This is a genomic window from Cohnella laeviribosi DSM 21336 (assembly GCF_000378425.1).
Classification (GTDB): domain Bacteria; phylum Bacillota; class Bacilli; order Paenibacillales; family Paenibacillaceae; genus Cohnella; species Cohnella laeviribosi.
This window is the reverse complement of sequence record NZ_KB899856.1, coordinates 1-22,278: the sequence shown is the minus strand read 5'-3', so window position 1 is coordinate 22,278 and position 22,278 is coordinate 1. Positions and strand designations below refer to the sequence as shown.

The following is a 22,278-nucleotide window of genomic DNA, read 5'->3' as shown; positions in this document are numbered from 1 at the left end:
CTGTTGTTCCAGCTTCTTCATTTTTTCGTAGTCCACAAACAATTGGGATTTCTCACCGGTGGGAGCAAACTGCCTTCTCCAAGCCCGAATACTTCTTACCGGGATGTCCAGCTCCTTGGATACTTCAGCCGGGGTTTTGCCGCTTTCTTGCATGTGCTTAACGGTTTGACGTTTAAACTCGTCGTCAAAATGTTGACGGATATCCCCCATGACACACCTCGACCTTTTGGTTGGTTATATTGTACGGGCCGCTACTACGGCGTGTCCACTTTTTAGTCTACATGCATCCGACTCGCCGGACAGGCCAGGCATAACGTTTCCGGTTACAACTGCTCGACCCCAAGCTGAAGCGCCGACGGAGACAGCAGCCACTTGCCGTCCTTTTTCACCGCTTCGTTCGCGATCGTTGTCCGGGCTTTCACCGTTTGGCCCGCAACCTGCACTTCGTTGAGCGCCTGGAAAAGCACCGTCGCCTTGTCCGAACCGTTGTAATCGGCAATCACAAGCTTTTCGATCGTGATCTTGGAATCGTATGCGGCGAAGATTTGCTTGATTTGCTCCGCAGCCGTTTCTTTCAAGCTGCTGTCGTCAAAGAACATTGTGGCCAGATAGGCTTCCAGATTCTCCTCGTTGGAAGCGGCAAGCTGCGCCTCGACAACGGCTTTTATGGCCGCTTCTTCGTCCGCGGGAATCCCGGCGGCTTGCTTAAACAGCTCCGGCACGTTCGTATAAGCCGTTTCGTCGATCTGGAGGTTGTAAATTTTCCACTCGCCGTTCGCCCCCGGATGAAGCGTGTAGGTCACGCTCGACCGGTTATTGGGATAAAAGCCGTCTCCGCCGATCTTCACGCTTTCCTCGACGGTTGTAAGCACCACTTCCTGCGCCGAATAGGACCGGATTTCCTTCTTGACGATCGTCGTCTTTGTCTTCACCCGCGCTCGCTGTTCTTCCAGGGCTTTACGGATAGGCTCTTTTAACGGCGAATCATCCGTGAAGAGCGCAACGGTCGCCTCGACATCCGATGCGGCCTCCGCCGCGACGACCTTATCCAGCAAAGCGAATACCGCAGCCTGCTGCTCGGCCGTAGGGCCTTTATCCTCGATGATGACGGTCTTCGCCGCGGCGTCCCAGCGAACGTCCTTGCCCGACAACGTGGCGATAAACTTGACGCCGACAAGCGTCCGGTTGTTCACCGTCCGAAGCTGGTTGTCGATCGGTACGGCCTTGCCGTCCACGAACGCGGCGTCGGCGCCGATCGTCAATTCAATCGTGCGGCCGTTCGACTTCGCCGTAATTTTCTTCGTTGCCGGCGTATAGACGACATCGTACCCCAGTTCTTTAAAGAGCGAGCGGAACTCGACAAACGTTCTGCCGTCCAAAGCGACCGGTTCGGCCGCAAAGGAAACCGGGGACCCGTTCAAAATGACCTGAATCGGCTGCGTCTTCGCCGCCGCCACACCCGAGAACGCAAGCGCCATCGCCGCGGTCAAGGCGAGCACCCTGAAACGTTTCATATGTACACCCTCTCGTCTTTTAAAATAAATAATGAATTCAATCGCTGCCTTTTTCGGCTTGGCCTGATCACTATCCTATGATCCACCTCCCCTTCGATCAGGTATAATATATATTTTATACCAAAATTAACTTTAGTTTTGTCGTATTTTGCATACAAACATTTGTTAAAAAAGAAAAGATATGAATAAACCATGAACCGGCGAGTGCGTAATAGCGAATGAATTCCAGGCATACGAAAAAGTGGCGTCAGAGATAAAGACCTGACACCACTCATTCCGAACTTCTCCCCCTTAAGCCCGGCGGGCGGACGCGCGCCTGCGAAGCCAAGCGACCGCAAGCACCAGGAACGGGAACACAAGATACCCGCTCAAGATATAAAACGTGCCGTTAGTCGAAAGAAAATTCGCCAGCTCCTGCATGTTCGGAGCCACCCACATGCTCATGACGGCGATGACGAGGCCGACCGGGTACACGAACAGCCGGTAATCGTTCACCCGAAAAACATTCGCGAATCCTGCCGCGGCCACGTAATAGAACGCCGTAATCTTCACGAACGCCCCCAGCACCCAGATCATCATGACCATCGCCTCCACGTGCTCGACAAAGTCGCCAACGCGGATATACCTTGAAGCCATCAGGAACGGATAATTGAATTTGGCCGTGACGTTGCCGAACAGAAAGAGCAGCGTCATATTGCTGATCAGCATGGCCGCCATAACCCCCGCCACGGATGCCATCCCGACTCTTAAACTCCGCTTGCTCTCATGAAGGTACGGATAAAAAAAGGAAATCAACATAAATTGGCAGTACCACCCCTGCACGACCAATGTCCCCTTTACAACCGGCGTCATCCCGTTTCCCAGTACCGGCAAAAGATTCATCGGCTTCAGTTCGGGCAGCAAGAGCGCAAAATTCAATAGAATCAGCAGCAGAACAACGGGCAGAAAGATTTGGGAACAGCGGGCAAACGCCTCCGCACCGGCTTTCACCGCGATGGCGGCTACAAGCGTCATCGACGCGACCAGGAAGAACAGCGGCGTTCTTTCAAAGAAATTGCCCGCGAGAAATTCCGCATAGCTGCGCATCGTGATCCCCGTGATATGGATATGGAACAGCACGAATACAATGCCGAGAGAGGTGCCGGCAACCGGACCCAGCGCCTTCTGCAAAATTCCGATAAAATGGTCGCCGGGATACATCCGGTGCAAACGCCACGAGCACCATACGATCAGATAGCCGGCGATGGAGCCCAGCAGCGGCGTCATCCACATGTCATTGCCGCTAATCGCGGCTGTAATGCCCGGCAACATCAGCAGGGCCGTACCCATGATGCACAGAAACATCATCATCGCGATCTGGGTACTCGTTATTTGTTCCTTTTGCTGCATGCCGCATCCTCCCTTCCGAATTCCGACGTTCACGGCTTGAGCCAGCGGCCGAGCGGCCCGTAGACGGCACTGATCCACTCCGACGGACCCGGCAGATCGGGATTCCAAATTAGCGTGACGGACAGTGCCAGTCCGAAGACGGTTATGACGGCATAAGCCCACCCGGCTTTCGGGTTTCGCCGCAGGAGCCGAAAATCGGCTCCGAGCATGGCGAAGACGGCAAGCACCGCTCCCAACGTTTTGGTCCAGTTCATCTTTCATCCACTCCTCTTCAATATGGGATCGAATCGTTCGTAACCCCCGGCCGTTTCAGGCGGGTCCGCACGTGTACTCGCACATCGATGCCGGAGAAAACGTCGTTCCAGTTTTTTTGCACGGCTCGCCACTGGCTGGGATAATGCCTTCGGAACAGTTCCCCGAAGCCGAAGATGTCGGAACGGTACGTCTTCTGGGCTTTCTCCAGCGCGGATCGCACGCTGTTTTCGATTTCTTCCGACGCCCCCATCTCGGCTCTGCGTATCCATTCCGGGTCCATGACGTCGCCGCCGCTCGTACTTTGCAGCAGATTGCTTTTGGACTCGATATGCGCATCGACGCTCCATTTCCCCTCCCGGATCAAAGGAACAAGCGTCGTATGGTGATTGATTATCCACATGGAAACTTTGCCTTTGGACCCGGCTATATCGGATGTGAAAATGGCATCCTTGTTTTCATTTTTAAGCCAGAGCAGCCCGCGAGTCGCTTGGATATCCAGCAAGCCGACCAGCCGTCCCTCCTTCAGCACCGCGCTTCCGACGAAGTACGGAGAGGTCTGGTTGGAAGGCGTGCCGGGCTGGGAACGCCGAACCTGGATATACGGCAGAACCGCCGTGCTCTCTGCCCCGGAGAGCATGCTCAAAAGCTTTACCATCGTGACGTCGGGAACTTTGTTTAACCTGGACATCTCCCGAATCCCGTTCCAATCTCGGGGCCAGCCGCAGTATCTCTGCCGCTTTTCCTTTGCTGACGTATATATTGGCCCTCTCGCGAAGCTGGCGGGCGTGAAGCAGAAGGTTCAAGTCCTTTTCGATCCCGTTTCTTGCCCTTTCTTCCCCGAAAATAAACACTTCGCCGTGTCCCCAGAAGATCTCTCGGGACAACTGCATTTGCAGATTGCCGATCGCGTCGGCCAGCGTCTCCCCTTCCACCGTTTTGACCATCGTTTGTCCCTGAGCGCTCCCTTTGGATCTGTCCTGCCCGCTTCCCCCCGCCTTCGGGACATAGATTTGCGCGGACAGGAGAATCCGTCCCGACTCGGCCTGATCGAATCCGGCCGCCATAACCAGCGCAAGATCGTTCAACTCGCTCCGGTCCCAGCAACCCGTGAGCAGCGCCGCCGTCATGCCCAAAGCCGCCATGCGGCGGAATCGCCGAATATGCTTCAATTGCGATCCTCCTCTTGCCTTTTCGGCTCGCCCGCTGGCGAATGCAACCTGACGTCGTCAACCGCCGGTTCGGGTCTTTTGTCCATGGTCCACAGCGGGGCCCGGAACCAGGTATCCTTCCAGTCGTTCCGGCGGGCAGGCATCATTCCCGACAGATACGGCATGCCGAAGGAACGCAGTTGGCAGGCATAGCAATTCGGAACGCCGGCTAGCAATGTCAATTCGCGTCTTTTTGAATTTGTCATTTTGTGTGTTTTTAACGTTTGGAGAAAACGGCCGGAAGGCGCTGTGCGCCAACCGGAAATCTCAAAAAGGAGCGCGGTTATGGGAATCATCAGAAGGGAATTCATGCGCGAGGAGCATCACGAATATTTGGAGATTCATTTCTTCAACCCTACGCCGTTCGAAAAGGCGGGGCCCGCCTGGCCGATCCGGCTCGGCGCCAATGTCGCCAAACCCCATTATCGCATCGGGCCGCGGATTACCCCTTATTATTACCTGCTCATGGTTTTGGACGGCGAAGGCACGTTCATCCAAAACGGCAGGACGTACCCGCTGCGGGCGAACGATTTGTTCTGCCTGTTTCCTCAGGTCACCCATGAATACTACACGCGAGAGGACGCTCCGCTCCGGAAAGCTTTTTTCGCGTTCGACGGCAAGCAGGCGCTGCACTTGCTCGAGAGGGTCGGCCTGTTTCCGCACGCCCCCCACGCGGCGAACGCCCTGACCCCGGAGGCGCTCGGCAAAATGGAGGAATTTTTCGAACAGGTCCGAAATCCCGGATTGACGAACACCGATCTGGCCCGGCTGTCCGTTTTTTACCGGATCTTCGATCTGCTCTCGGTTCAAGGCAAGCAGGCCGGCCACTCCGGCGGCCAAAGCGCTTCCTGGCTGCAGAAAGCGGTCGAATACCTGGAAATTCATTATGCCGGAGGCATGACCATCGAGCGGGTCGCCGAAGAAGTCGGCGTCGACCGCACGCATCTGTCCAAAACGTTCCGCAAAGCGTACGGCATCTCGCCCATGCAATATGTACAGCGGCTGAAGATGAACGAAGCCCGGCTGCTGCTCGTCCAGACCAGCTACAAGCTGGCGGAAATCGCGCTGTCGGTCGGCTATCCGGACCTGTTCTCCTTTTCCAAGGCGTTCAAGAAGCATACGGGCATGTCGCCCAGCGAATACCGGATGCTGCACGCCCCCGGCAGCGGGGAAACCGATCCGATCCGGCCGGAACGCGGGTAGCGCCGACGGCGCCCGCTCAGGCGCCCGTCAGCAAATTGATTCCTTCGAGCGCCAGCCCGATCAGAAAGCCGCACACCGCGCCGTTTACCCGAATCCACTGAAGGTCTTTGCCGAGTTTGTCCTCCATCATGCGGATCAGCGTATCGTTGTCCAGCCTGTCGAGATTTTCCTTCACCAGCTTTCCGATTTTCGAATGATTCCGCTCGACCAGAAGGGAAATCTGGTTTTGCGTCCACTCCTGCAGCGCGTGCATCATGGCCGCATTCTCCTTTACGCTTGCGATCAGCTTCTCCAGCACGGGAATGGCGAACGCCTCCGCAAACCGCTCGCTATGAAGCCAGTCCAGCAGACGGACGCGAAGCTCCTCCAGCCACCGCTGCAGGCGCTCCCGCACGCCCGGGCGCTCGAACAGGCGCCCTTTGGCGCTTTCGATTTCCCGAACGACGGCATCGCTGTCGGGTAGCCCGTCCAGCGCCCGGCGAAGCTCGTCCAGCAGCAGCAAGCGCAGCGGATGGCCGGCATCCGCCCGCATCTCCCGCAGGCTGTTCAGGATGGCGTTCTGCAGCAAACCGCCCAGCTTGTCCTCGCTCATAAACCCGACAAACGCGTTGACGGCAAATCCCATCAGGCCGTTCATCTGCAGATTGCTCAAAGCCGATGCGGCCATATGGCCAAGCTGGTAGCGCGCGGCATCCGACGAGGCGAGCCCTTCGGCCTTCTCCAGCAGGAACAGCAGCGCGCGCTCCTCGTACCCCCGGGCGATCGCCTCGTCCCGAACCGTCCGCAGCAAAGCCCGCGCATCCAGCCGCTCCAGCGCGCGCTCCAGCTCGCCCGCCGCAAAGTCCGCAATCCGCTCCGCAGGCAGATGGTTCAACAAATGATCGCCAAGCAGGACGACCGCCCGGACGATCTCCGGCAGCCGTCCCTCCGCAAGCTCCAGCGCCTTCTCGGCCACACGGGCCTCGGCGGCTTTCCGCTTGATGCTCTCTTTGGTCAAAAATTCGTTTTCGATGGCGTGAATCAAGGCGCGCACCACTTTGTCGCGGTTGCGGGGAAGCAAAGCGGTGTGCGGAATCGGCAGTCCGAGCGGTCTTCGGAACAAAGCCGTCACCGCAAACCAGTCGGCGAGGCCGCCGACCAGTCCCGCTTCGAAGCCGCCGTGCAGCAGCGCCCCCGCCCAATGCCCGCCGGCCGGAAAGGTCGCAAGAAAGCCCGCCCCCATAATGCCAAGTGAGATCGACGCCGTATGTTTCGCTTCTCTTGCCATGACTGCTCCTTTTGTATCCCGGGATCGTTTCTATTTCTATTTTACCCCGGCAGGCTATTTTCTATCAAAAGTTCCGGAGCCTGCATGCGCCTTCAACCGTTGCGGGCGTTCGCGCATCTTTGACGTCACGCGGGCTTGTGCCGAGGCTGCTACTTCTGGTATTCTCCTGTTACCGACCGCGAAGGAGGAACGCTGTTATGGCCATCAACCGCAGGCTGCAAACCGATGCCGATTTTGCCGAAGCCAAGGAGCGGCAGCTCGCCGTCCGCGTATTCAAAGACGACCACATGATCGACTCCGGCGGCGTCATTTTGCGCTTCGACAACCAGACCGTCGTGATCCAGTCCGGTGTCGGCGATCTCGCCTATCATCCCCGGCCGGATTGCGAGTTTTTCGAATTGAAAAAAAGATAGGGCGGCTTACCGTCCAAGCAGACGGCCCGGACAAAATCTTGTTGACTTTCCGTTTCGGCCTCGCATATAATAAGAACAAAAGTTCGCCTCAACCTTACAAGGAAGCACCTGTAGGGAAGCCATTCGGCTTTTCCGGCAGGTGCTTTTGTTGTTTCCTTTATTTTTTATGAATCGGAGGAATGGATATGGTTTTGCGCAAATGCTGTGTGTGGCTGGTCGTGTTGTTCGCGTTGGCGGCCTTGGCGGCCTCGCCTTTGTCGGCGGCCACGGTCGAATTGTCATCGTCCGACAAGGCGAAATGGAACAAGCTGCTTGCCGCCGCCGGCCAGGCGGACGCCGCGAAGCTGCAGGCCGCGTACGACGGATTCATCGGTTTGCAGAAGCAAGCGGACAGCCTTGACGCCAGGATCAAGGAGCTGCATTACCGCAACGAAGAAGCGCTCAAGATCGCCAAGAACCGGATCCGGCAGATCAATGCCGCCCAACTGAGCAAGCTGGAGACGCAATTGAACCAGGCGAAAAAGAAATACGAGCCGATACTCAACCGGTATTCGGCCCTCAACAAGCAGATCAGCGCAGCCAGCGCGGCGGGGAGCAAGGAGTTGAAGAAGCTGCTGCAGACCCAGCGGGACCTGCTCAAGCCGCTTGTCCAACTGGCGAAGGACGACATCAAGGCGAAGCAGGATGCGCTTCAAGCCGCGAAGGACGCCGCCGGCAAAAAAGCGAAGCAAGTCCGAACCGTGCTGACGGAAATCGATCCTGTGAAAGTTCGAATTCAGGCGGAGAAGAGCGCGGCTCAAGCCCCGAAAAATGCGGTCTCCGCCGTCATGAAAACATGGAAAGCCTCCGTCAGGAACGGAGACGCCAAAAGCGCGGGATCCGCTCTGGCAAACTTGAATTCGCTGGCGCGGCAGATCGCGGACCGCAAGCAGAAGATCTGTCGATACGAGCAGCAGATTGACGGCATTATCTCCAGGGCCGAAGCGCTGCTCTCCGCGGCGGGATAACCGGAACGGCGCCCGGTCGAATCCGTCGTTTTGGCATAAACGTTTTGGCATAAATAAGATTCCATTTTCCCCTTCCCCCGCATATATTGCACATGGGATGCGGGAGGCGATGAAGTGAGAAAATGGATAGCGTTCGTTGAGATGCTGCTGCTGGTCGGCTGGTTGGCCATACCCACGGAAGCGGCCCAGAAACAGACGGACACTGCCGTGCTGGCCGACAAATACGCGAAATATGAACAGTTTATCGTCATCGACAAGTCGTTGAACAAGCTGTTCTATTACCGGAAAGGCGAACTGATCGATTCATTTCCCGTCGCAACGGGCAAAAAGCCCTCTTATACGCCGGAAGGCCTGTTTACGATCCGCGAGAAAATCAAGAACCGCCCGTATTATAAGGAAAAGATCAAGGGCGGAGATCCGCGCAATCCGCTCGGCGACCGTTGGCTCGGCCTGGAAGTGACGATAAACGGCAAAACGTCGTACGCCTACGGCATTCACGGCACGAACAACGAGAAGTCCATCGGCAAGTATGTTTCCGCGGGCTGCATCCGCATGCATAACAAGGACGTTCGGTGGCTCTTCGATCAGGTGGAGAAAAAAACGCCGGTGCTGATCCGGAAATAAGCCGAATCGCGGACAGGACGTTCCGGACATACAGCCGTTAAGGGAGACGGCGCGGCGGCGGGAAACGGAGAGCGGACTGCTGCTGGCCGGACATGGGCTTGCCCGATCTGGCCCGCGACGCGGATGGGCGGACGTGTGATCCAAAATGCGCGGAGCCAGCGCGGCCCGGCGATGCCCGACCCGTATAGCCGGAGACGGACTTGACGGCAAGTGGCGGCAAGCGTCTTGCCAACCGGGCAGTGCGCAACGGCTCAGAGCCAATCGACGACATCGCCCGCGATCAGCGAAGCCGGCGACGTGCGGGCCGCGGCCGCCCGGTCGCCTGCCGCTCCGTGCATGTACACGCCCAGCGCGGCTGCCGCCGTCGCGTCCATGCCCTGCGCCAGCAGGGCGGCGATAACGCCGGCCAGCACATCGCCGGTGCCGCCCGTCGCCATGCCGGGGTTGCCCGTCGTGTTGACATAGACCTCTCCGGACGGAGATGCGACGACTGTCCGGGCGCCTTTCAGCACGAGAACCACGCCGTGACGGAGGGCAAAATCGCGCGCAAGCCCGATCCGGTCGCGCTGCACCTCGCGCACGGACAAGCCGCACAGCCTGGCCATCTCGCCGGGATGCGGAGTCAGCACGGTCGCGGACTCCCTGCGCGGCCAGGCCGAAAAGGGCTCCGCCGAAGGAGCCGCCGGTCCGCTGCCTGACGTACCGGCCCCGGCTGCGGCGAGCATGTTCAGCGCGTCGGCGTCGACGACGAGCGGCGACGCAACCGTTTGCCACCAGCGGCGCAGCCAGCCCCTGTCGCCGGTCCATCGGCCGAGCCCCGGGCCGATGACGACCGCCTGCTTGTCCGCCGCCGCGGACAGCGCGTCCCCGACGTCGGCGTCGGCCCATTCGCCGCTGCCGCCGTCCGCAATCCCCCGGATCATCGCCTCCGGCAGCGCTCCGGCGAGCGGAAGCGCGAGCGCCTCCGGCACCGCCCACGTAACCAGGCCGCATCCGGCCCGCAGCGCCGCCTTGGCGCAGAGCAGGCCCGCTCCGCTCATCCGGCGCGAACCCGCTACGGCAAGTACGTGTCCGTATGTCCCTTTATGCGTATTCGCGGCACGCGCCGGGGGCACGGCCGAAAGCCCGAACCTGCGGCGCAGCGTCTCCTCGTTCAGCACGAAGGTGTTAACGCCGAGTTCCCTTGCCGCACCCTCCGGGATGCCGATCGGCCGGACAACCGTTCGTCCCGCCGCTTCTGCGCCGGGATGCAGCAGCAATCCGCGCTTGAGCATCGCAAGCGCCACCGTGACGGTCGCCCGGATGCACGCGTCCGCCGTCTCGCCGGTGTCCGCATCCAGCCCGCTCGGTATGTCCGCCGCGACAATGGGCAGTCCGCTTGCGTTCGCTTCCCGAATGAGCGAAGCATACGGCTCCCTCGGTTCCCCCGCTGTGCCGGTGCCAAGCAGCGCATCGACGATGCCGTCGAAGCGCCCCCATTCGAGCTTGCCCGGCTCGAACACGACGGCGGGAAGCCCCAGCTTGTCCGCGATGTCGCGCTGCACGGCCGCTTCGCCCTTGAGCTGCTCGGGCGGCACGGCGTACACCGTAAGCGTCTCCCAGCCCCGCTCGGCCATATGCCTCGCGCAAACGAGCCCGTCGCCGCCGTTGTTTCCTTTGCCGACGAGAATCAGCCAGCGGGGCGGACGTCCGCGCGCCGCCCCCGTTTCCGCCAGCCGGAAGGCTTCCTCGGCGATCGCCCGTCCGGCATTTTCCATCAGGACAAGCGAGGGAATGCCGACGCTGTCGATCGTATAGCGATCGATCTTCCGCATCTCTTCCGATGTCACCAAATACATAGGCACCCTCCTCACGCGGCCGACAGCCTGCACCGTTCGCAAGCCGTCCGATGCCGATGTCGGTTTTTTAATTATAATAACCTTTTACGCAAAAGCCGACAAAAAACGGTTGACCGCCCGTTCCTCGTCCACTTCCAGGCAGAACCGGACCTGATGGCCGATGCGCGAACGGACCCGGCGGTCCGTCACGACCATGCCCGCCGTCAGTCCTGCCCGCGTTTCGACCGTAGCGCGCATGACCGACGTCCGGAACAGGCTCGGATCGGCCACCGCCAGCACGGCCGCCGCCGCGCCGAGGGAAGCGGCGCCGAACCAGTTTTCTTCTTTGCGGTAGTATGCGAAGGAATGGTTCAGCATCCGCCTCATGAACGCGACGATCCGCTCCCGCTCGGGCGGACAGCAACGCGCCAGCCGGTCCAGCGCGTCCTCCGTCAACCGCGTCCGCATCGTCACGTCGAGGCCGACGACCGTCAGCCTCTCGCCGCACGTCGCCAAGAGACGTTCCGCCGCTTCCGGATCGTCGAAGAAGCCGCGTTCCGCCACCGGCGTCGCGTTCCCCGCGGCAAACACGGTTCCGCCCGCAATGACGATATGCCTGAATTTGTCCGCAAGCCGCTCGTCCAGTTCCAATGCCTGCGGCCAGTTGGTGGCCGGCCCGGTCATGACGAGCGTCAGTTCGCCGGGATACGCGTTGGCCATCCGCACCAGATACGAGGCCGCCGGCTCGTCAAGAACCGTCCCCACCGGCGGCGGCAGCAGCGCGCCGCCGAATCCGTTGCGGCCGTGCGCTTCTTCGAGCGGTCCCTTCCGGCCATGCGCAAACGGCCTGTCCGCGCCGGCGGCAACCGGCGGGGATGCGGCCGCGTCCGAAGCGCCGAGCCGAAGAAGGCGCAGCGCCTGTTCGGCCGCCTGCTTCGCATCCCAATCGCCGCAGACCGTCGTAACCCCTTGCAAGGCCAACCCGGATTCGCACATCGCAAACAGAATCGCAAGCGCGCTGCCGATTCCCCCGCCGGTGTCGATGATGATGCGCGGCACGGACTCCATATGCGAACCCCCCGCTTCTTGCACTCCATCGTGCAGCCGTTGCCCAAAAACCATTACACAGCGCCGTGATATCGCGTCATTACATAAATATGGGATTCCGGTCCCTTCCATCACCTGGGCGGGCAATCTTTCATTCGGCCGGAAGGAGGTCTATAATAAGAGAATCCAAGAAAGCGGCCGCACCGCCTTACGGCGGCGCATCGTTTGGGCGGAACCGCTTCGCGCCAAGATTACCAAAATCCGTTCCTTCGGGAACGGTGAACATAGAGTTGTTTTCAAAGGAGTTTCCGATTATGAGCGTGAATAACGGCAGCCTTCTGCCGGAGGAGAGCAGTCCCGGCCGGCCCGCGGAGCGGCGCATCCTCGTCGCGGCCGCCACGGATGGCGAACGGGACGCCGTCCAACGCGGACTTCGCGGGGACAAGCGTTTTGAAGTCGCCGTCGTAGGGGTAGGCCCCGCCGCAGCGGCGGCCGGAACCGCGGCGCGACTTGCGGCCGGCCGCTACCGCCTTGTCGTGAGCGCCGGCATCGGCGGCGGCTTTCCCGGGCGGGCGGAAGTCGGCTCGCTCGTGGTGGCCAGCGAAATTGTCGCCGCCGACCTCGGCGCGGAAACGCCGCAAGGCTACATCGGGATCGACGAGCTCGGTTTCGGGTCCGCCCGCATTCCGGTCGACGCCTCGCTCGCCGGCCGGCTGGCGGAAGCGATCCGCCGCGCCGGGCTTACGGTCCGCGTCGCCCCGGCGCTGACGCTGTCGACGGTGACCGGAACGTCGGCTACCGCCGCGGAACTGGCCCGGCGCGTGCCCGGCGCGGCCTCCGAAGGCATGGAAGGCTTCGGCGTCGCAACCGCGGCCAGTCAATTCGGCCTTCCCGTCCTTGAGCTTCGCGCCATTTCCAATGAGGTCGGCCCGCGCAACAAAGCCGCGTGGCGCATCAAAGACGCGCTGGACGCGCTTGAAGCCGCCTGCGCTTTACTTCCGGAGGTGATTGCAGAATGAGAATCGCTTATTCCCCTTGTCCCAACGATACCTTCGTCTTTCACGCATGGGCGCACGGACTCATCCCCGGCGCACCGAAGCTGGATGTTACGTATGCCGATATTGACATTACCAACAACCTTGCGCTTCGCGGCGAAGGGCCCGAAGTGCTGAAAATTTCCTATGCCGCCCTGCCGTGGGTGCTCTCCGATTACGCGCTCCTCCCTTGCGGCGGCGCGCTCGGCCGGGGCTGCGGCCCGCTGGTCCTGATCCGGGACGGCACCGGCGATCCGGCGTTTCTGTCCGGCCGAAAAGTCGCGGTTCCGAGCGAGCGGTCGACCGCTTATCTGCTGTTCCGGCTCTGGGCGGCGCGCAAAGTACCGGCCGGCGTGGGCGAAATCGTCGTCATGCCGTTCCATGAAATTATGCCTGCCGTCAGAGACGGAAGCATCGATGCCGGACTCGTCATTCACGAAGCCCGCTTCACCTATCCATCATACGGCTTGTCGCTGCTGGCCGATATGGGAAGCTGGTGGGAAGAAGACACAGGGCTGCCGATTCCGCTCGGCGCCATCATCGCGCGGCGCTCCCTCGAAACGAAGAAGATTGCCGACTGGATTCGGGCATCGGTGGAATATGCTTGGGCCCATCCGGAAGCGTCGCGCGATTACGTAATGGAGCATGCCCAGGAGATGGACCCCGCCGTCGCGCAGGCGCATATCGATCTGTACGTCAACGACTTCACGGCGAATTTGGGGCAGGACGGCTATGCGGCTATTTCCTCGCTGCTCGGCCGGGCGGCCCGGGAAGGGCTTGTCCCCGAATTTGACGAAAAGCTGTTAACGCTCGCCTGACCGCGCTTTCCGGACCTGCTCCTCAAGCAGGCGGATATATCCTGGCCGGACAGCCAATGCGGCCATCCGCGCCATACGCCGCATTTCGCTGCGTAACGCGACACAACTCGGCAATTCGCTCATATGCTGCAATACGCGACATAACGTTGCAATTCACACAATGCGCTGGATTACGCTGCAATACGCGGCACAACGCGGCTTAACGCCACACAACGCGGCAATTCGCGCCCAACGCCGCCGCGTTTTAGCCTCATCGCCACCGCCGCGGCCGCTTCGCACCGTCCGGCAAGCCGCACGCTTGCCGGACGGCTGAACGACGCGCCTCATCATTGCCAGCGGGCGAGAGCGAACACCAGCTTGCCCGTCAGCAGCCGCAGCACCTCTTCCACGGTTCCCGCATAAGGGGTGGGCTGCCACTCGCCCCGATGATTCGCGAGGCTTATGGAATAACGGTCGCCGGGCAGGTGCCTCAGCGAAGCCCGGACAGCCGGGCCGCCGTTCTCCATCGAGTATATGATGATGCATTGTTCCTGAACCCGAACCTCCAGGTGGGTGAACTGAAGCGACATGAGCCGGTCTTTCACCCGAATAGACGCCATTTCGAGAGATTCGTTCACCATTGACGGCCTCCTTCAGCGGATAACGCAAAAAAACACCGCGTCGACAGAACCAAATTCTGCGGTCACGGTGCTTCCGTTAAAACTCGAGATTCATCCGTTAAGCTCGAGATTCATATCAGTCGCGCGCATGCTCGAACGGCTGCTCCAGCGCTTTCGTTTCCGGTTCTCCAAACCGAAACGAGGCCCGACATGCCGGCCGGTACCGTTGCGAACAGCGCAACGTTTCCCGGCATCGCCTTTTCCTTTTTATCCCTACACCCATTTATAGCACCATTCATCTTCCATGACAATATTCCCTTTTGGACGGCCGGCCTTCTTAACGTTGCTCCCCCGGCATACGTTCTAGAAAAGAACCGAATGATCCGGAGGAGGGGTTCATCTGTATCGCATCGAGGTGGAAAGAGGCGTCCGGATATTTGTCGAGGACATCCATCCCGCCGGCGGAAAGACGGCTTTGTTCGTTCACGGCTGGCCCGTCAATCACAAAATGTTCGAATACCAGCTCAATCAGCTTCCCCGGTACGGCTATCGCTGCATAGCGCTGGATTTGCGCGGCTTCGGGCAATCCGACCGGCCCTGGACGGGCTATACGTACGACCGGATGGCGGACGATATCCGCGTCATTATCGACTTGTTCAGGCTTCGCGATTTTGTCTTGGTCGGCTTCTCCATCGGCGGAGCCATCTCGATCCGCTACATGGCGCGCCATCAAGGCCACGGGGTGCGCAGGCTGGCGCTGTTGTCGGCCGCGGCGCCCAGCTTCACCCAGCGTCCCGGCTACCCGTACGGCCAGACCCGGGAAGAAGTCGACGCGCTCATCCGGCAGACGCTGACGAACCGGCCGGCCATGTTGAAAGGGTTCGGAGACCAATTTTTCGCCCAAAATCACGGCCCGGAATTTATGAACTGGTTTGCGAGCCTGGGACTCGAAGCTTCCGGGCACGGCACCGCCCAAGGGCTGATCGCGCTTCGCGACGAGGACTTGCGGCAGGATCTGTCCGCCATCCGGGTTCCGACCGCCATCTTCGCGGGCGTTCAGGACCGGATCGTCCCGTTTCAATCCGCGCTCGCCCTGCAGCAGGGCATTCCCGGTTCCGTTCTGCACCGGTTCGAACAGAGCGGGCACGGCGTTTTCTATGACGAATTGGAAGCGTTCAACTCGCGGTTCTTCGCCTTTCTGAATCAACCGGACTAGACGCGGAAACGGATTTTACAGGCGGCCTGCCGGGAGAGTAAAATGGACTCATGATCATATTCATGGACAGGAGACGAGGTCATTGAAGCCAACTGTGGAGCGCACGCTTGTTGTTGTCGGATCTTACGCCGAAGCCGCGGACGCCGGCGTGTATCTGTACGAATTCGACGAGGCGAAAGAGGAATTGAAGCTGCTGGACCAAAAATCGGGTTATAAAAATCCGACGTTCCTGCATCTCGACGTGCCGCGGCGCATCGTGTACGCGCTGGCGGAAACCGCTGCCGCGGACGGCTCGAAGGCGAGCGACGCCGTCAGCTTGACGCTGGACGCGTCATCCGGCAGGCTGACCGAAGCGAACCGGGCGCCGGCGGCAAACGGCCCGACCTGCCATATCCAGAAAAGCGCCGACAACCGCTACCTGACGCTGACCAGCTATCATAACGGTCTTGTCAGCCTGGTGGCGCTGGAGAATGACGGACGGATCGGCTCCATGCTCGACGAGCGGAAGCACGAAGGCAAAGGCACGCATCCCGAGCGCCAGGACAGGCCGCATCCGCATTCCTCGTTCTACAGCCCGGACGGAAAGTATTTGTTCGTTTGCGATTTGGGTCTCGACCGCATTCGCGCCTATACCGTCGAAGGCGGCAAATTGCAGGTTCACGGGGACACGGAGCTGCATCCCGGCGCGGGGCCGCGCCATTTGGCGTTTCACCCGAACGGAGCGTTCGCTTTTGTCATTAACGAGGTGGATTCGACCATTACTTCGTTCCGCTATGACGCGGAAACGGGCAGCCTCCAGAAAGTCGAACACGTACCGACGCTTCCGGCCGGTTACGAGGGAGAAAATACGTGCGCGGAAATCGCGGTGTCCGGGGACGGCAGGTTCCTTTACGGCTCCAACCGCGGGCACGACAGCATCGTCGTGTACGAAATCGATCCGGACAGCGGCAAGCTCGCTTATATCGAGCACGTGTCCGTTCAGGGTAAACATCCGCGCCACTTCTCGATTTTGCCCGGAGGGCGTCATCTGATCGCGGCCAACCGGGATACGAACAATCTGGCCCTGTTCCGCATCGACGCCGCTACGGGCAAGCTGACGTACACCGGCCATTCGGTATCCGTATCCAAGCCCGTATGCGTATGGGCGGGCCGGTTCGAAGTTTAAGGAGCGGTCACAGGGCCCGTCCTACAGCGTGTCGATGAACCGTTCCAGTTCGTTCGCCGCCGCAAACAAATTGGCTCGAAGTTCGAACTCCTCCCGCGTTTTCGGCAAGGGCAGCCCCTTATGGTATTCCCGGACCGACCGCAGCATCTCGTAGAAATAATCGTGCCGCTCGCCGTTCGGTTCGGGAGACTGCCTCAAATATTCGCTCATCCGCTCGATAACCTGTCCGATGCGTACTCCCTGCTCCACCTGCGCGGTAATTTGCGAGACGGCCGGAAGCATCCTCTCCAGCAGTTCCATCTGCCTGCGCTTGTTTTCAAAATACTGGCGGTAGCTGTTGGTCCTGCCTTGACGGTAATTCTCCTCTTCCAGCTGCGCCATTTGCGAAGCGCGCCGGAGCACGTCGGATAGCTGCAGCAGCTCTTTGCCGTCCCACATCGTATATCCGTTTTTTAAATAGTTTGCATATTCGTCCAAAATAGCCGCGATTAACCGGTTGGCTTCCGCTTTATAGCGGTTCAACTGCTTGTCGATGCTCGGCATATACCAATTGACCAGCAGCGCCACACCCAGACCGACGGCGACGACGAGCAGCTCGTTGAGGAAGAAAGCCGCCTCCGCCTTGCGGTGCATATACACGTGCATAATGATGACGGAACTGCTGGCCAGCCCTTCCTGAACCCGGAGCTTCACGCACAAGGGAATGAACAGAAGCAACAGGACCAGAAACGAATACGGCGCATAGCCGATCGCCTCAAACAGCGCCGTCGAGCCGAACATGCCCAGCATGCAGGCGACAAGCCGGCTGAGGATCGCCTTGTTGGACCGTTTTCTCGACTTCTGAATGCACAGCAGCGTCAGAATGCCGGATGAGGAATAATATTCGAGTTTAAGGGATTGGGCGATGAACACCGAACAGCTTACCCCAATCGCCGTCTTAATGGTTCTGAAACCGATATTGATCTTCAAGTAGGCCACCTGTCCGCTTATCGGGTTAGTTCCATGATACCTTGCGGCGCCTGCGCAGGCAAACGGCGGAAGACGCCTGGTCCGGACGCTGCCGCCGGAACAAACGTGCCGTCCGCGGCTCCGCTTCCTGTCTATTTTGCGATCCAATATTTTGTATATTACATGATTATGATAATCATTATCAATTATAAAAAATGGATATCCGTTTTCTCTCCAAAACGCCGACTGATTTTTGCAGTCGCAACCTACGCGTCTATTGGAAAAATCCAACCGAATGCACCGTTAGTCGCCGGAAATCGGCCTATGTTGGACGACTTCTTGGCGGGGGTGCGCGGCGGCAGACGGCAATGTAGTCCGCTGGGCGGACTTCTTGGCGGGGGTGCGCAGCGGCAGACGGCAATGTAGTCCGCTGGGCGGACTTCTTGGCGGGGGTGCGCGGCGGCAGACGGCAATGTAGTCCGCTGGGCGGACTTCTTGGCGGGGGTGCGCGGCGGCAGACGGCAATGTAGTCCGCTGGGCGGACTTCTTGGCGGGGGTGCGCAGCGGCCGAAAAAAAGAAAAGGCAGCCCCCGCCGCCTGCGCCCTGTCCACGCAAGCCGACCAAAGGCTGCCTACCGCCCGGAAATCGGCACAAGCCATCATCCCGCACATGCCACCGGCCGGTATGAACTTTTCCTGCCGGGAAGCCCGCATCAGGTCTCGTTCAGCCACTCGCTTACTTTGTCGGCGTGGCTTTCCACCCAATCCTTCGCCGCGTCTTCCGGAGACTTCCCGTCCTGGATGGCGATCATCACTTCGGCCATATCGTCCGGGGTCCACTGGAACCGGTCCAAAAACGCGTACGCATCCGGTTTGTCTTCTTTCAGCCCTTTGCGCACCATCGTATGGATTTGTTCGGCTCCGCCGTACACGCCCTTCGGATCGTCCAGGTACTTCAGATCCATCGCCGCGAACATCCAGTGCGGCGTCCAGCCGGTGACGACGATCGGCTGCTTGGCTTCATACGCCTTGAGCAACTCCTGCGCCATGGCGGCCGAGGAGCTTTCGACCAGCGTGTAGTCGCTCAGGCCGTATTCTTGGAGCGCCTTCTCCGTCGCCATCATGATGCCCGCGCCGGGCTCGATGCCGATAATTTGGCGTTTCAGCGCTTCGGCCGTCTCGGGCTTCTTCAAATCCTCGATGGATTGGATGTCCATATAAGCCGGAACGGTAAGCCCGATTTTCGTTCCGTCCAGGTTCGGACCCAAATCCTCGATATCCTTCGCGTACTTTTCCATATAGGAAGCGTGCGTGCTCGGCAGCCAGGCGGCGACCATCGCGTCCGCGCTGCCGTCCGCGATGCCGGCCCACATCGGACCCGCGTCTACCTGCAGCATTTCGACTTTATAGCCCAGCTTCGATTCCAGCACTTCCTTGACGACATTCGTGCTTGCAATCTCGGAATCCCACGCCACGTAGGCCAGTTTGATCGACTTGCTGCCTCCCGGTCCGGAGCCCGATCCGGAACATCCGGCCAGAATGGCGACTGCGACGGCGACGGATAATACCGCTAACCACTTTCTCAAATAAAGTCACTCCAATCATGATTTTTTCTTGAATGCATGCTGCGTCAAGCGATCGAGCAGAATCGCCATAATGACGATCGCGATGCCCGCTTCGAAGCCGACGCCGGTTTTGGCCTGCGTCACCGCGCGGTAGACGTAGGCGCCGACGCCTTGCGCGCCGATCATCGACGAAATGACGACCATGGACAAGGCCAGCATGATGGTCTGATTGATACCGGCCATAATGGACGGCATCGCAAGCGGCAACTGCAGCTTGAACAGCTTCTGCGACGGCGTCGAGCCGAACGCGTCCGCCGCCTCCGCCAGATCGGCGGGAACCTGCCGGATTCCGAGGTTCGTCAGCCGGATCGTGGGCGGAATCGCGAATATAATCGAAGCGATAACCCCCGGCACAACGCCAAGGGAGAAAAAGGAAACCGCGGGGAGCAAATACACGAAAGCGGGCATCGTTTGCATAAAGTCCAGAATCGGCGTGACGACGTTGCGAACCCCGTTGCTCCTGGCGCACAGGATGCCGATCGGCACCCCGAAGACGATGGAGATCAGCGAAGCCGTAAGCACGAGCGCCAGCGACTGCATGGACGGCTCCCACAAGCCCAGATTCTGAATGAGCAGCAGTCCGATCAGCGCGAACAGCGCAAGCTTCCATTTGCCGATCCAGTAAGCCAGCGCCGCGATCAGCACAATGAGCGCCAACGCCGGAACCGACATGAGGACAAACGAAAACGCGTCCACAATCCCTTGAATGATCAAGCGAATGACATCGAATAACGGGCCGAAATGGCCGGTCAGCCAGTCTTCGAAGCGCTCGACCCAGTCGCCGAGCGGTATTTTTGCAATGTTCATCAAGCTCCCCCCGCTTCCGGAATCGTATTGCCCGCAAGCGCGGAAAGGACAGCGCCTTTGATGATGACGCCTCTAAGCTTCAGCTCGTCGTCGACAACCGCGACCGGAAGCCTTGTTTCCGCCATCAGCTCAAAAAATTCGTTCAAATAAGCGTCGGGCTTAACGCGCGGGACGTTGCGCTCCATGACTTCCTCCAAAGAGAGGTTTTCTTTCAGCGCCCGCGAAGCCGCGTCCGCGGTCACCAGACCGAGCAGCCGTTTTTCTTTGTCGACGACGTACAAGGTCGATACTTCGCTGTCGCGCATCAACTGGAGCGCAACGCGCGGGCCGCGTTCAGGCGCAATCGTTTCCGCCTTGTACATGATATGGGCGGCCGTCAGCACCTTGGACATGTCCACGTCTTCCACAAACCGCTGGACGTACGGATCGGCCGGCTTTGTCAAAATTTCTTCCGGCGTGCCGATCTGAACGATGACCCCGTCCTTCATCAATGCAATGCGGTCCCCGATTCGGAGCGCCTCGTCCAAATCGTGCGTGATGAACACGATCGTCTTTTTCATTTTGGACTGCAACTCCAGCAGCTCATGCTGCATGTCCTTGCGGATCAGCGGGTCGAGCGCACTGAACGCCTCGTCCATCAGCAGAATGTCGGGGTCGTTGGCCAGTCCCCGCGCCAGCCCCACCCGCTGCTGCATGCCGCCGCTCAGTTCGTCCGGGCGCTTATGTTCCCAGCCTTCCAAGCCGACAAGCTGCAGCGCCTTGCGGGCCAGCTCCTGCCTTTTCTTTTTCTCCATCCCCTGCACTTCAAGGCCATACTCCACGTTCTCCAAGACGGTCCGGTGCCGGAAAAGGGCGAATTTCTGAAATACCATCCCGACGTTTTTTCTCCGGTACTGGCGAAGTTGCGCAGGCGTCATCTTGACGACATCCGTGCCGTTAAACAGAATTTGCCCGGCCGTCGGCTCGATCAGCCGGTTCAGCATGCGGAGAAGCGTGGATTTGCCGCTTCCCGACAGCCCCATAATGACAAAGATTTCTCCCTTTTCTATCGCAAACTCCGCCTTGTTCACGCCGACGGTCATTTTCGTTTCTTTGAGAATTTCCGCCTTCGACGCCCCCTGGTTCAGCATGGCCAACGCGCGCTTGGGGTCCTGCCCGAATATTTTGGTCAATTGTTTCACTTCAAGGATAGCCATTTGTTCCTCCTTCCTTCTGTGGTTCCGTTTTTCGGCTGCCCCCTTTCCGCCGGGTCTTTCGTCGTTTGAGTTGCTATCAGTGTAACTTTTTCACAATTCAGGGGTCAAAATTCATATAACAAAATTTCGGACGTACAGTTATAACTTTACGCTCTTTATGTACCGAATACTCCGTTTTCCTTAAAATTACGTCCCTCGCCCCTCCTTTACTTCTTATGGGGAGTGTGCTTACAATACTTGAAGAGTTTTTCTTACAGTGATTCATCTTCGGGAGGGAACCCCTTGAACGAATATGACGACCTGCCTCAGGATCAAGTCCTCAAGCTGAAAAAAGCCCGCGATCGCGTCATCGATTCGATCGGCAAAAATATGGATCTGTACGGCATTACGCTGTCCGTCGGACACTTATACGGCCATATGTATTTCAGCGACGTTCCCGTTACGTTGGATGAGCTGAGCAAAAAAATGGAAATGAGCAAAACGTCCATGAGCACCGGCGTCCGTACGCTTGTCGATTTGAAAATGATCGATAAAGTATGGGGAAAGGGCTCGAGAAAGGATTTTTACGAGGTCACGCCGGATTGGTACCAAAACTTCTGCGATTACTTTTCCATCAAATGGCGCAAGGCCGTCGAAAGCAATACGAACGCGCTGACCAAATCGCTGAACGAGCTGCGGGAACTGAGAAAGGAGTGCGAAGGGAACGAGCGCATGACCGCCTTGATCGACATGGACGAAGCCAAAATCGTCGAGGCGCTCAAGTATTACAGGTGGCTGCTTCGATTTATCGAGGCGCTCGAAACCGGCAAAATATTCGAACTGGTTCCGAAGGAATCGGATTAATAGATCAAAAGAGGCCACACTCTATGTGATATGCTCCCCTTAAGGTAGACAGGTGAAATAATAAAACCTGCTGCTGAAAGGGAGCTTTTTTCATGCCTAATAAACAATATAGTGCGTCGGAGAAATTCGCCATCCTACAGGAAATCGAAAGTGGCCAGATCGGCGTTAAGGCTGCAGCTAAAAAATACGGTATTCCCAAAACCACCTTGGTGAAATGGCGAAGTCGTTATGAGGTGTACGGGTACGAAGGGTTAGAGAGACAAACTCGCAATCGAAGTTATTC

General features: G+C 59.0%; 24 protein-coding genes and 1 pseudogene. 10 read left to right on the top strand and 15 right to left on the bottom strand.

Annotation, left to right across the window (positions count from 1 at the left end):
- The 7 genes and pseudogenes from F560_RS0119960 to F560_RS26335 form a co-directional block, all read right to left on the bottom strand.
- Positions 1 to 210, bottom strand: a 210-nt coding sequence (locus F560_RS0119960) for a transposase (RefSeq protein WP_019007266.1), incomplete at its 3' end; no start/stop codon positions are given.
- A 113-nt stretch (positions 211 to 323) separates the two neighbouring features.
- Positions 324 to 1,514 carry a stalk domain-containing protein gene (locus tag F560_RS0119955; RefSeq protein WP_019007517.1) on the bottom strand — a complete coding sequence of 397 codons (1,191 nt, stop codon included), beginning with the start codon at positions 1,512 to 1,514 and terminating at the stop codon, positions 324 to 326.
- A 291-nt stretch (positions 1,515 to 1,805) separates the two neighbouring features.
- Positions 1,806 to 2,903: a GerAB/ArcD/ProY family transporter gene (locus F560_RS0119945; RefSeq protein WP_019007515.1), complete on the bottom strand. Its 1,098-nt coding sequence runs from the start codon at positions 2,901 to 2,903 to the stop codon at positions 1,806 to 1,808.
- Positions 2,904 to 2,932: 29 nt separating this feature from the next.
- Positions 2,933 to 3,157 carry a hypothetical protein gene (locus F560_RS26010; protein WP_019007514.1) on the bottom strand — a complete coding sequence of 75 codons (225 nt, stop codon included), beginning with the start codon at positions 3,155 to 3,157 and terminating at the stop codon, positions 2,933 to 2,935.
- A 17-nt stretch (positions 3,158 to 3,174) separates the two neighbouring features.
- Positions 3,175 to 3,795, bottom strand: coding sequence for a Ger(x)C family spore germination C-terminal domain-containing protein (locus F560_RS23790; protein WP_245554914.1), 621 nt, complete (start codon positions 3,793 to 3,795; stop codon positions 3,175 to 3,177).
- A gap of 112 nt (positions 3,796 to 3,907) precedes the next feature.
- Positions 3,908 to 4,222: pseudogene (locus F560_RS26720) on the bottom strand (Ger(x)C family spore germination protein); the annotation flags it as partial.
- Positions 4,223 to 4,323: 101 nt separating this feature from the next.
- The gene (locus F560_RS26335) at positions 4,324 to 4,470 is read right to left on the bottom strand and encodes a spore germination protein (protein WP_245554913.1); all 147 of its coding nucleotides are present in this window, start codon (positions 4,468 to 4,470) and stop codon (positions 4,324 to 4,326) included.
- Between the two features lie 181 nt (positions 4,471 to 4,651).
- Between F560_RS26335 and F560_RS0119925 the strand changes: the two genes are divergently transcribed.
- Positions 4,652 to 5,569, top strand: a complete 918-nt coding sequence (locus F560_RS0119925) for a helix-turn-helix transcriptional regulator (RefSeq protein WP_019007512.1) — start codon at positions 4,652 to 4,654, stop codon at positions 5,567 to 5,569.
- Positions 5,570 to 5,585: 16 nt separating this feature from the next.
- On the opposite strand, the gene F560_RS0119920 is transcribed toward F560_RS0119925, so the two are convergent.
- Positions 5,586 to 6,836 (bottom strand): DUF445 domain-containing protein, encoded by a 1,251-nt coding sequence (locus F560_RS0119920; protein ID WP_019007511.1) that lies wholly within the window; start codon positions 6,834 to 6,836, stop codon positions 5,586 to 5,588.
- 197 nt (positions 6,837 to 7,033) lie between these two features.
- Here F560_RS0119920 and F560_RS0119915 point away from each other — a divergent pair, with 197 nt between their 5' ends.
- The 3 genes from F560_RS0119915 (at position 7,034) to F560_RS0119905 (ending at position 8,880) form a co-directional block, all read left to right on the top strand.
- Positions 7,034 to 7,249, top strand: a complete 216-nt coding sequence (locus F560_RS0119915; RefSeq protein WP_019007510.1) for a hypothetical protein — start codon at positions 7,034 to 7,036, stop codon at positions 7,247 to 7,249.
- A gap of 185 nt (positions 7,250 to 7,434) precedes the next feature.
- Positions 7,435 to 8,256 carry a coiled-coil domain-containing protein gene (locus F560_RS0119910; protein WP_019007509.1) on the top strand — a complete coding sequence of 274 codons (822 nt, stop codon included), beginning with the start codon at positions 7,435 to 7,437 and terminating at the stop codon, positions 8,254 to 8,256.
- A gap of 141 nt (positions 8,257 to 8,397) precedes the next feature.
- The gene (locus F560_RS0119905) at positions 8,398 to 8,880 is read left to right on the top strand and encodes a L,D-transpeptidase (RefSeq protein ID WP_083932158.1); all 483 of its coding nucleotides are present in this window, start codon (positions 8,398 to 8,400) and stop codon (positions 8,878 to 8,880) included.
- Positions 8,881 to 9,131: 251 nt separating this feature from the next.
- Here the strand turns inward: F560_RS0119905 and F560_RS0119900 are convergent, their stop codons facing one another.
- Together F560_RS0119900 and F560_RS0119895 are read right to left on the bottom strand one after the other, a co-directional pair.
- Entirely contained in the window at positions 9,132 to 10,718 is a 1,587-nt protein-coding gene (locus F560_RS0119900) for a bifunctional ADP-dependent NAD(P)H-hydrate dehydratase/NAD(P)H-hydrate epimerase (protein ID WP_019007507.1), read from the bottom strand.
- Positions 10,719 to 10,802: 84 nt separating this feature from the next.
- A complete protein-coding gene (locus F560_RS0119895; protein WP_019007506.1) occupies positions 10,803 to 11,765 on the bottom strand; it encodes a nucleoside hydrolase in 963 nt (320 codons plus the stop codon).
- 293 nt (positions 11,766 to 12,058) lie between these two features.
- Between F560_RS0119895 and F560_RS0119890 the strand changes: the two genes are divergently transcribed.
- Positions 12,059 to 12,763, top strand: a complete 705-nt coding sequence (locus tag F560_RS0119890) for a futalosine hydrolase (protein WP_019007505.1) — start codon at positions 12,059 to 12,061, stop codon at positions 12,761 to 12,763.
- On the top strand, positions 12,760 to 13,596 hold the full coding sequence (locus F560_RS0119885) for a 1,4-dihydroxy-6-naphtoate synthase (RefSeq protein WP_019007504.1): 837 nt from the start codon (positions 12,760 to 12,762) through the stop codon (positions 13,594 to 13,596). The genes F560_RS0119890 and F560_RS0119885 overlap by 4 nt, the downstream gene beginning before the upstream one ends.
- 326 nt (positions 13,597 to 13,922) lie before the next feature.
- Here F560_RS0119885 and F560_RS0119880 read toward each other — a convergent pair whose 3' ends face one another.
- Entirely contained in the window at positions 13,923 to 14,216 is a 294-nt protein-coding gene (locus F560_RS0119880; protein ID WP_019007503.1) for a hypothetical protein, read from the bottom strand.
- 394 nt (positions 14,217 to 14,610) lie between these two features.
- On the opposite strand from F560_RS0119880, the gene F560_RS0119875 reads away from it, so the two are divergent.
- Both F560_RS0119875 and F560_RS0119870 read left to right on the top strand, forming a co-directional pair.
- On the top strand, positions 14,611 to 15,411 hold the full coding sequence (locus tag F560_RS0119875; RefSeq protein ID WP_019007502.1) for an alpha/beta fold hydrolase: 801 nt from the start codon (positions 14,611 to 14,613) through the stop codon (positions 15,409 to 15,411).
- Positions 15,412 to 15,493: 82 nt separating this feature from the next.
- Complete coding sequence (locus F560_RS0119870; RefSeq protein WP_033396473.1) at positions 15,494 to 16,576, top strand: lactonase family protein; 1,083 nt, start codon at positions 15,494 to 15,496, stop codon at positions 16,574 to 16,576.
- 21 nt (positions 16,577 to 16,597) lie between these two features.
- Here F560_RS0119870 and F560_RS23780 read toward each other — a convergent pair whose 3' ends face one another.
- The 4 genes from F560_RS23780 to F560_RS0119850 all read right to left on the bottom strand — a co-directional run bounded on the left by F560_RS23780 (position 16,598) and on the right by F560_RS0119850 (position 21,152).
- Positions 16,598 to 17,545 (bottom strand): aromatic acid exporter family protein, encoded by a 948-nt coding sequence (locus tag F560_RS23780; protein WP_019007500.1) that lies wholly within the window; start codon positions 17,543 to 17,545, stop codon positions 16,598 to 16,600.
- Positions 17,546 to 18,237: 692 nt separating this feature from the next.
- Positions 18,238 to 19,110, bottom strand: a complete 873-nt coding sequence (locus F560_RS0119860) for a glycine betaine ABC transporter substrate-binding protein (protein ID WP_019007499.1) — start codon at positions 19,108 to 19,110, stop codon at positions 18,238 to 18,240.
- 15 nt (positions 19,111 to 19,125) lie between these two features.
- On the bottom strand, positions 19,126 to 19,956 hold the full coding sequence (locus F560_RS0119855; protein ID WP_019007498.1) for an ABC transporter permease: 831 nt from the start codon (positions 19,954 to 19,956) through the stop codon (positions 19,126 to 19,128).
- On the bottom strand, positions 19,956 to 21,152 hold the full coding sequence (locus F560_RS0119850) for a quaternary amine ABC transporter ATP-binding protein (protein ID WP_019007497.1): 1,197 nt from the start codon (positions 21,150 to 21,152) through the stop codon (positions 19,956 to 19,958). The genes F560_RS0119855 and F560_RS0119850 overlap by 1 nt, the downstream gene beginning before the upstream one ends.
- Before the next feature lie 282 nt (positions 21,153 to 21,434).
- Between F560_RS0119850 and F560_RS0119845 the strand changes: the two genes are divergently transcribed.
- Positions 21,435 to 21,995, top strand: a complete 561-nt coding sequence (locus F560_RS0119845; RefSeq protein ID WP_019007496.1) for a GbsR/MarR family transcriptional regulator — start codon at positions 21,435 to 21,437, stop codon at positions 21,993 to 21,995.
- Positions 21,996 to 22,087: 92 nt separating this feature from the next.
- Positions 22,088 to 22,278: helix-turn-helix domain-containing protein (locus F560_RS23775; protein WP_019007291.1), on the top strand; the 191-nt coding region annotated here is incomplete at its 3' end.

Excerpts from the sequence above, each read along its gene's own strand:
- F560_RS0119910 (WP_019007509.1), top strand. The coding sequence starts at position 7,435 with ATGGTTTTGCGCAAATGCTGTGTGTGGCTGGTCGTGTTGTTCGCGTTG.
- F560_RS0119915 (WP_019007510.1), top strand. The coding sequence starts at position 7,034 with ATGGCCATCAACCGCAGGCTGCAAACCGATGCCGATTTTGCCGAAGCC.
- F560_RS0119890 (WP_019007505.1), top strand. The coding sequence starts at position 12,059 with ATGAGCGTGAATAACGGCAGCCTTCTGCCGGAGGAGAGCAGTCCCGGC.
- F560_RS0119855 (WP_019007498.1), bottom strand. The coding sequence starts at position 19,956 with ATGAACATTGCAAAAATACCGCTCGGCGACTGGGTCGAGCGCTTCGAA.
- F560_RS0119905 (WP_083932158.1), top strand. The coding sequence starts at position 8,398 with ATGCTGCTGCTGGTCGGCTGGTTGGCCATACCCACGGAAGCGGCCCAG.
- F560_RS0119880 (WP_019007503.1), bottom strand. The coding sequence starts at position 14,216 with ATGGTGAACGAATCTCTCGAAATGGCGTCTATTCGGGTGAAAGACCGG.
- F560_RS0119895 (WP_019007506.1), bottom strand. The coding sequence starts at position 11,765 with ATGGAGTCCGTGCCGCGCATCATCATCGACACCGGCGGGGGAATCGGC.
- F560_RS0119925 (WP_019007512.1), top strand. The coding sequence starts at position 4,652 with ATGGGAATCATCAGAAGGGAATTCATGCGCGAGGAGCATCACGAATAT.
- F560_RS0119850 (WP_019007497.1), bottom strand. The coding sequence starts at position 21,152 with ATGGCTATCCTTGAAGTGAAACAATTGACCAAAATATTCGGGCAGGAC.
- F560_RS26010 (WP_019007514.1), bottom strand. The coding sequence starts at position 3,157 with ATGAACTGGACCAAAACGTTGGGAGCGGTGCTTGCCGTCTTCGCCATG.
- F560_RS0119900 (WP_019007507.1), bottom strand. The coding sequence starts at position 10,718 with ATGTATTTGGTGACATCGGAAGAGATGCGGAAGATCGATCGCTATACG.
- F560_RS23790 (WP_245554914.1), bottom strand. The coding sequence starts at position 3,795 with ATGCTCTCCGGGGCAGAGAGCACGGCGGTTCTGCCGTATATCCAGGTT.
- F560_RS0119945 (WP_019007515.1), bottom strand. The coding sequence starts at position 2,903 with ATGCAGCAAAAGGAACAAATAACGAGTACCCAGATCGCGATGATGATG.
- F560_RS0119920 (WP_019007511.1), bottom strand. The coding sequence starts at position 6,836 with ATGGCAAGAGAAGCGAAACATACGGCGTCGATCTCACTTGGCATTATG.
- F560_RS0119955 (WP_019007517.1), bottom strand. The coding sequence starts at position 1,514 with ATGAAACGTTTCAGGGTGCTCGCCTTGACCGCGGCGATGGCGCTTGCG.
- F560_RS0119885 (WP_019007504.1), top strand. The coding sequence starts at position 12,760 with ATGAGAATCGCTTATTCCCCTTGTCCCAACGATACCTTCGTCTTTCAC.
- F560_RS26335 (WP_245554913.1), bottom strand. The coding sequence starts at position 4,470 with ATGCCTGCCCGCCGGAACGACTGGAAGGATACCTGGTTCCGGGCCCCG.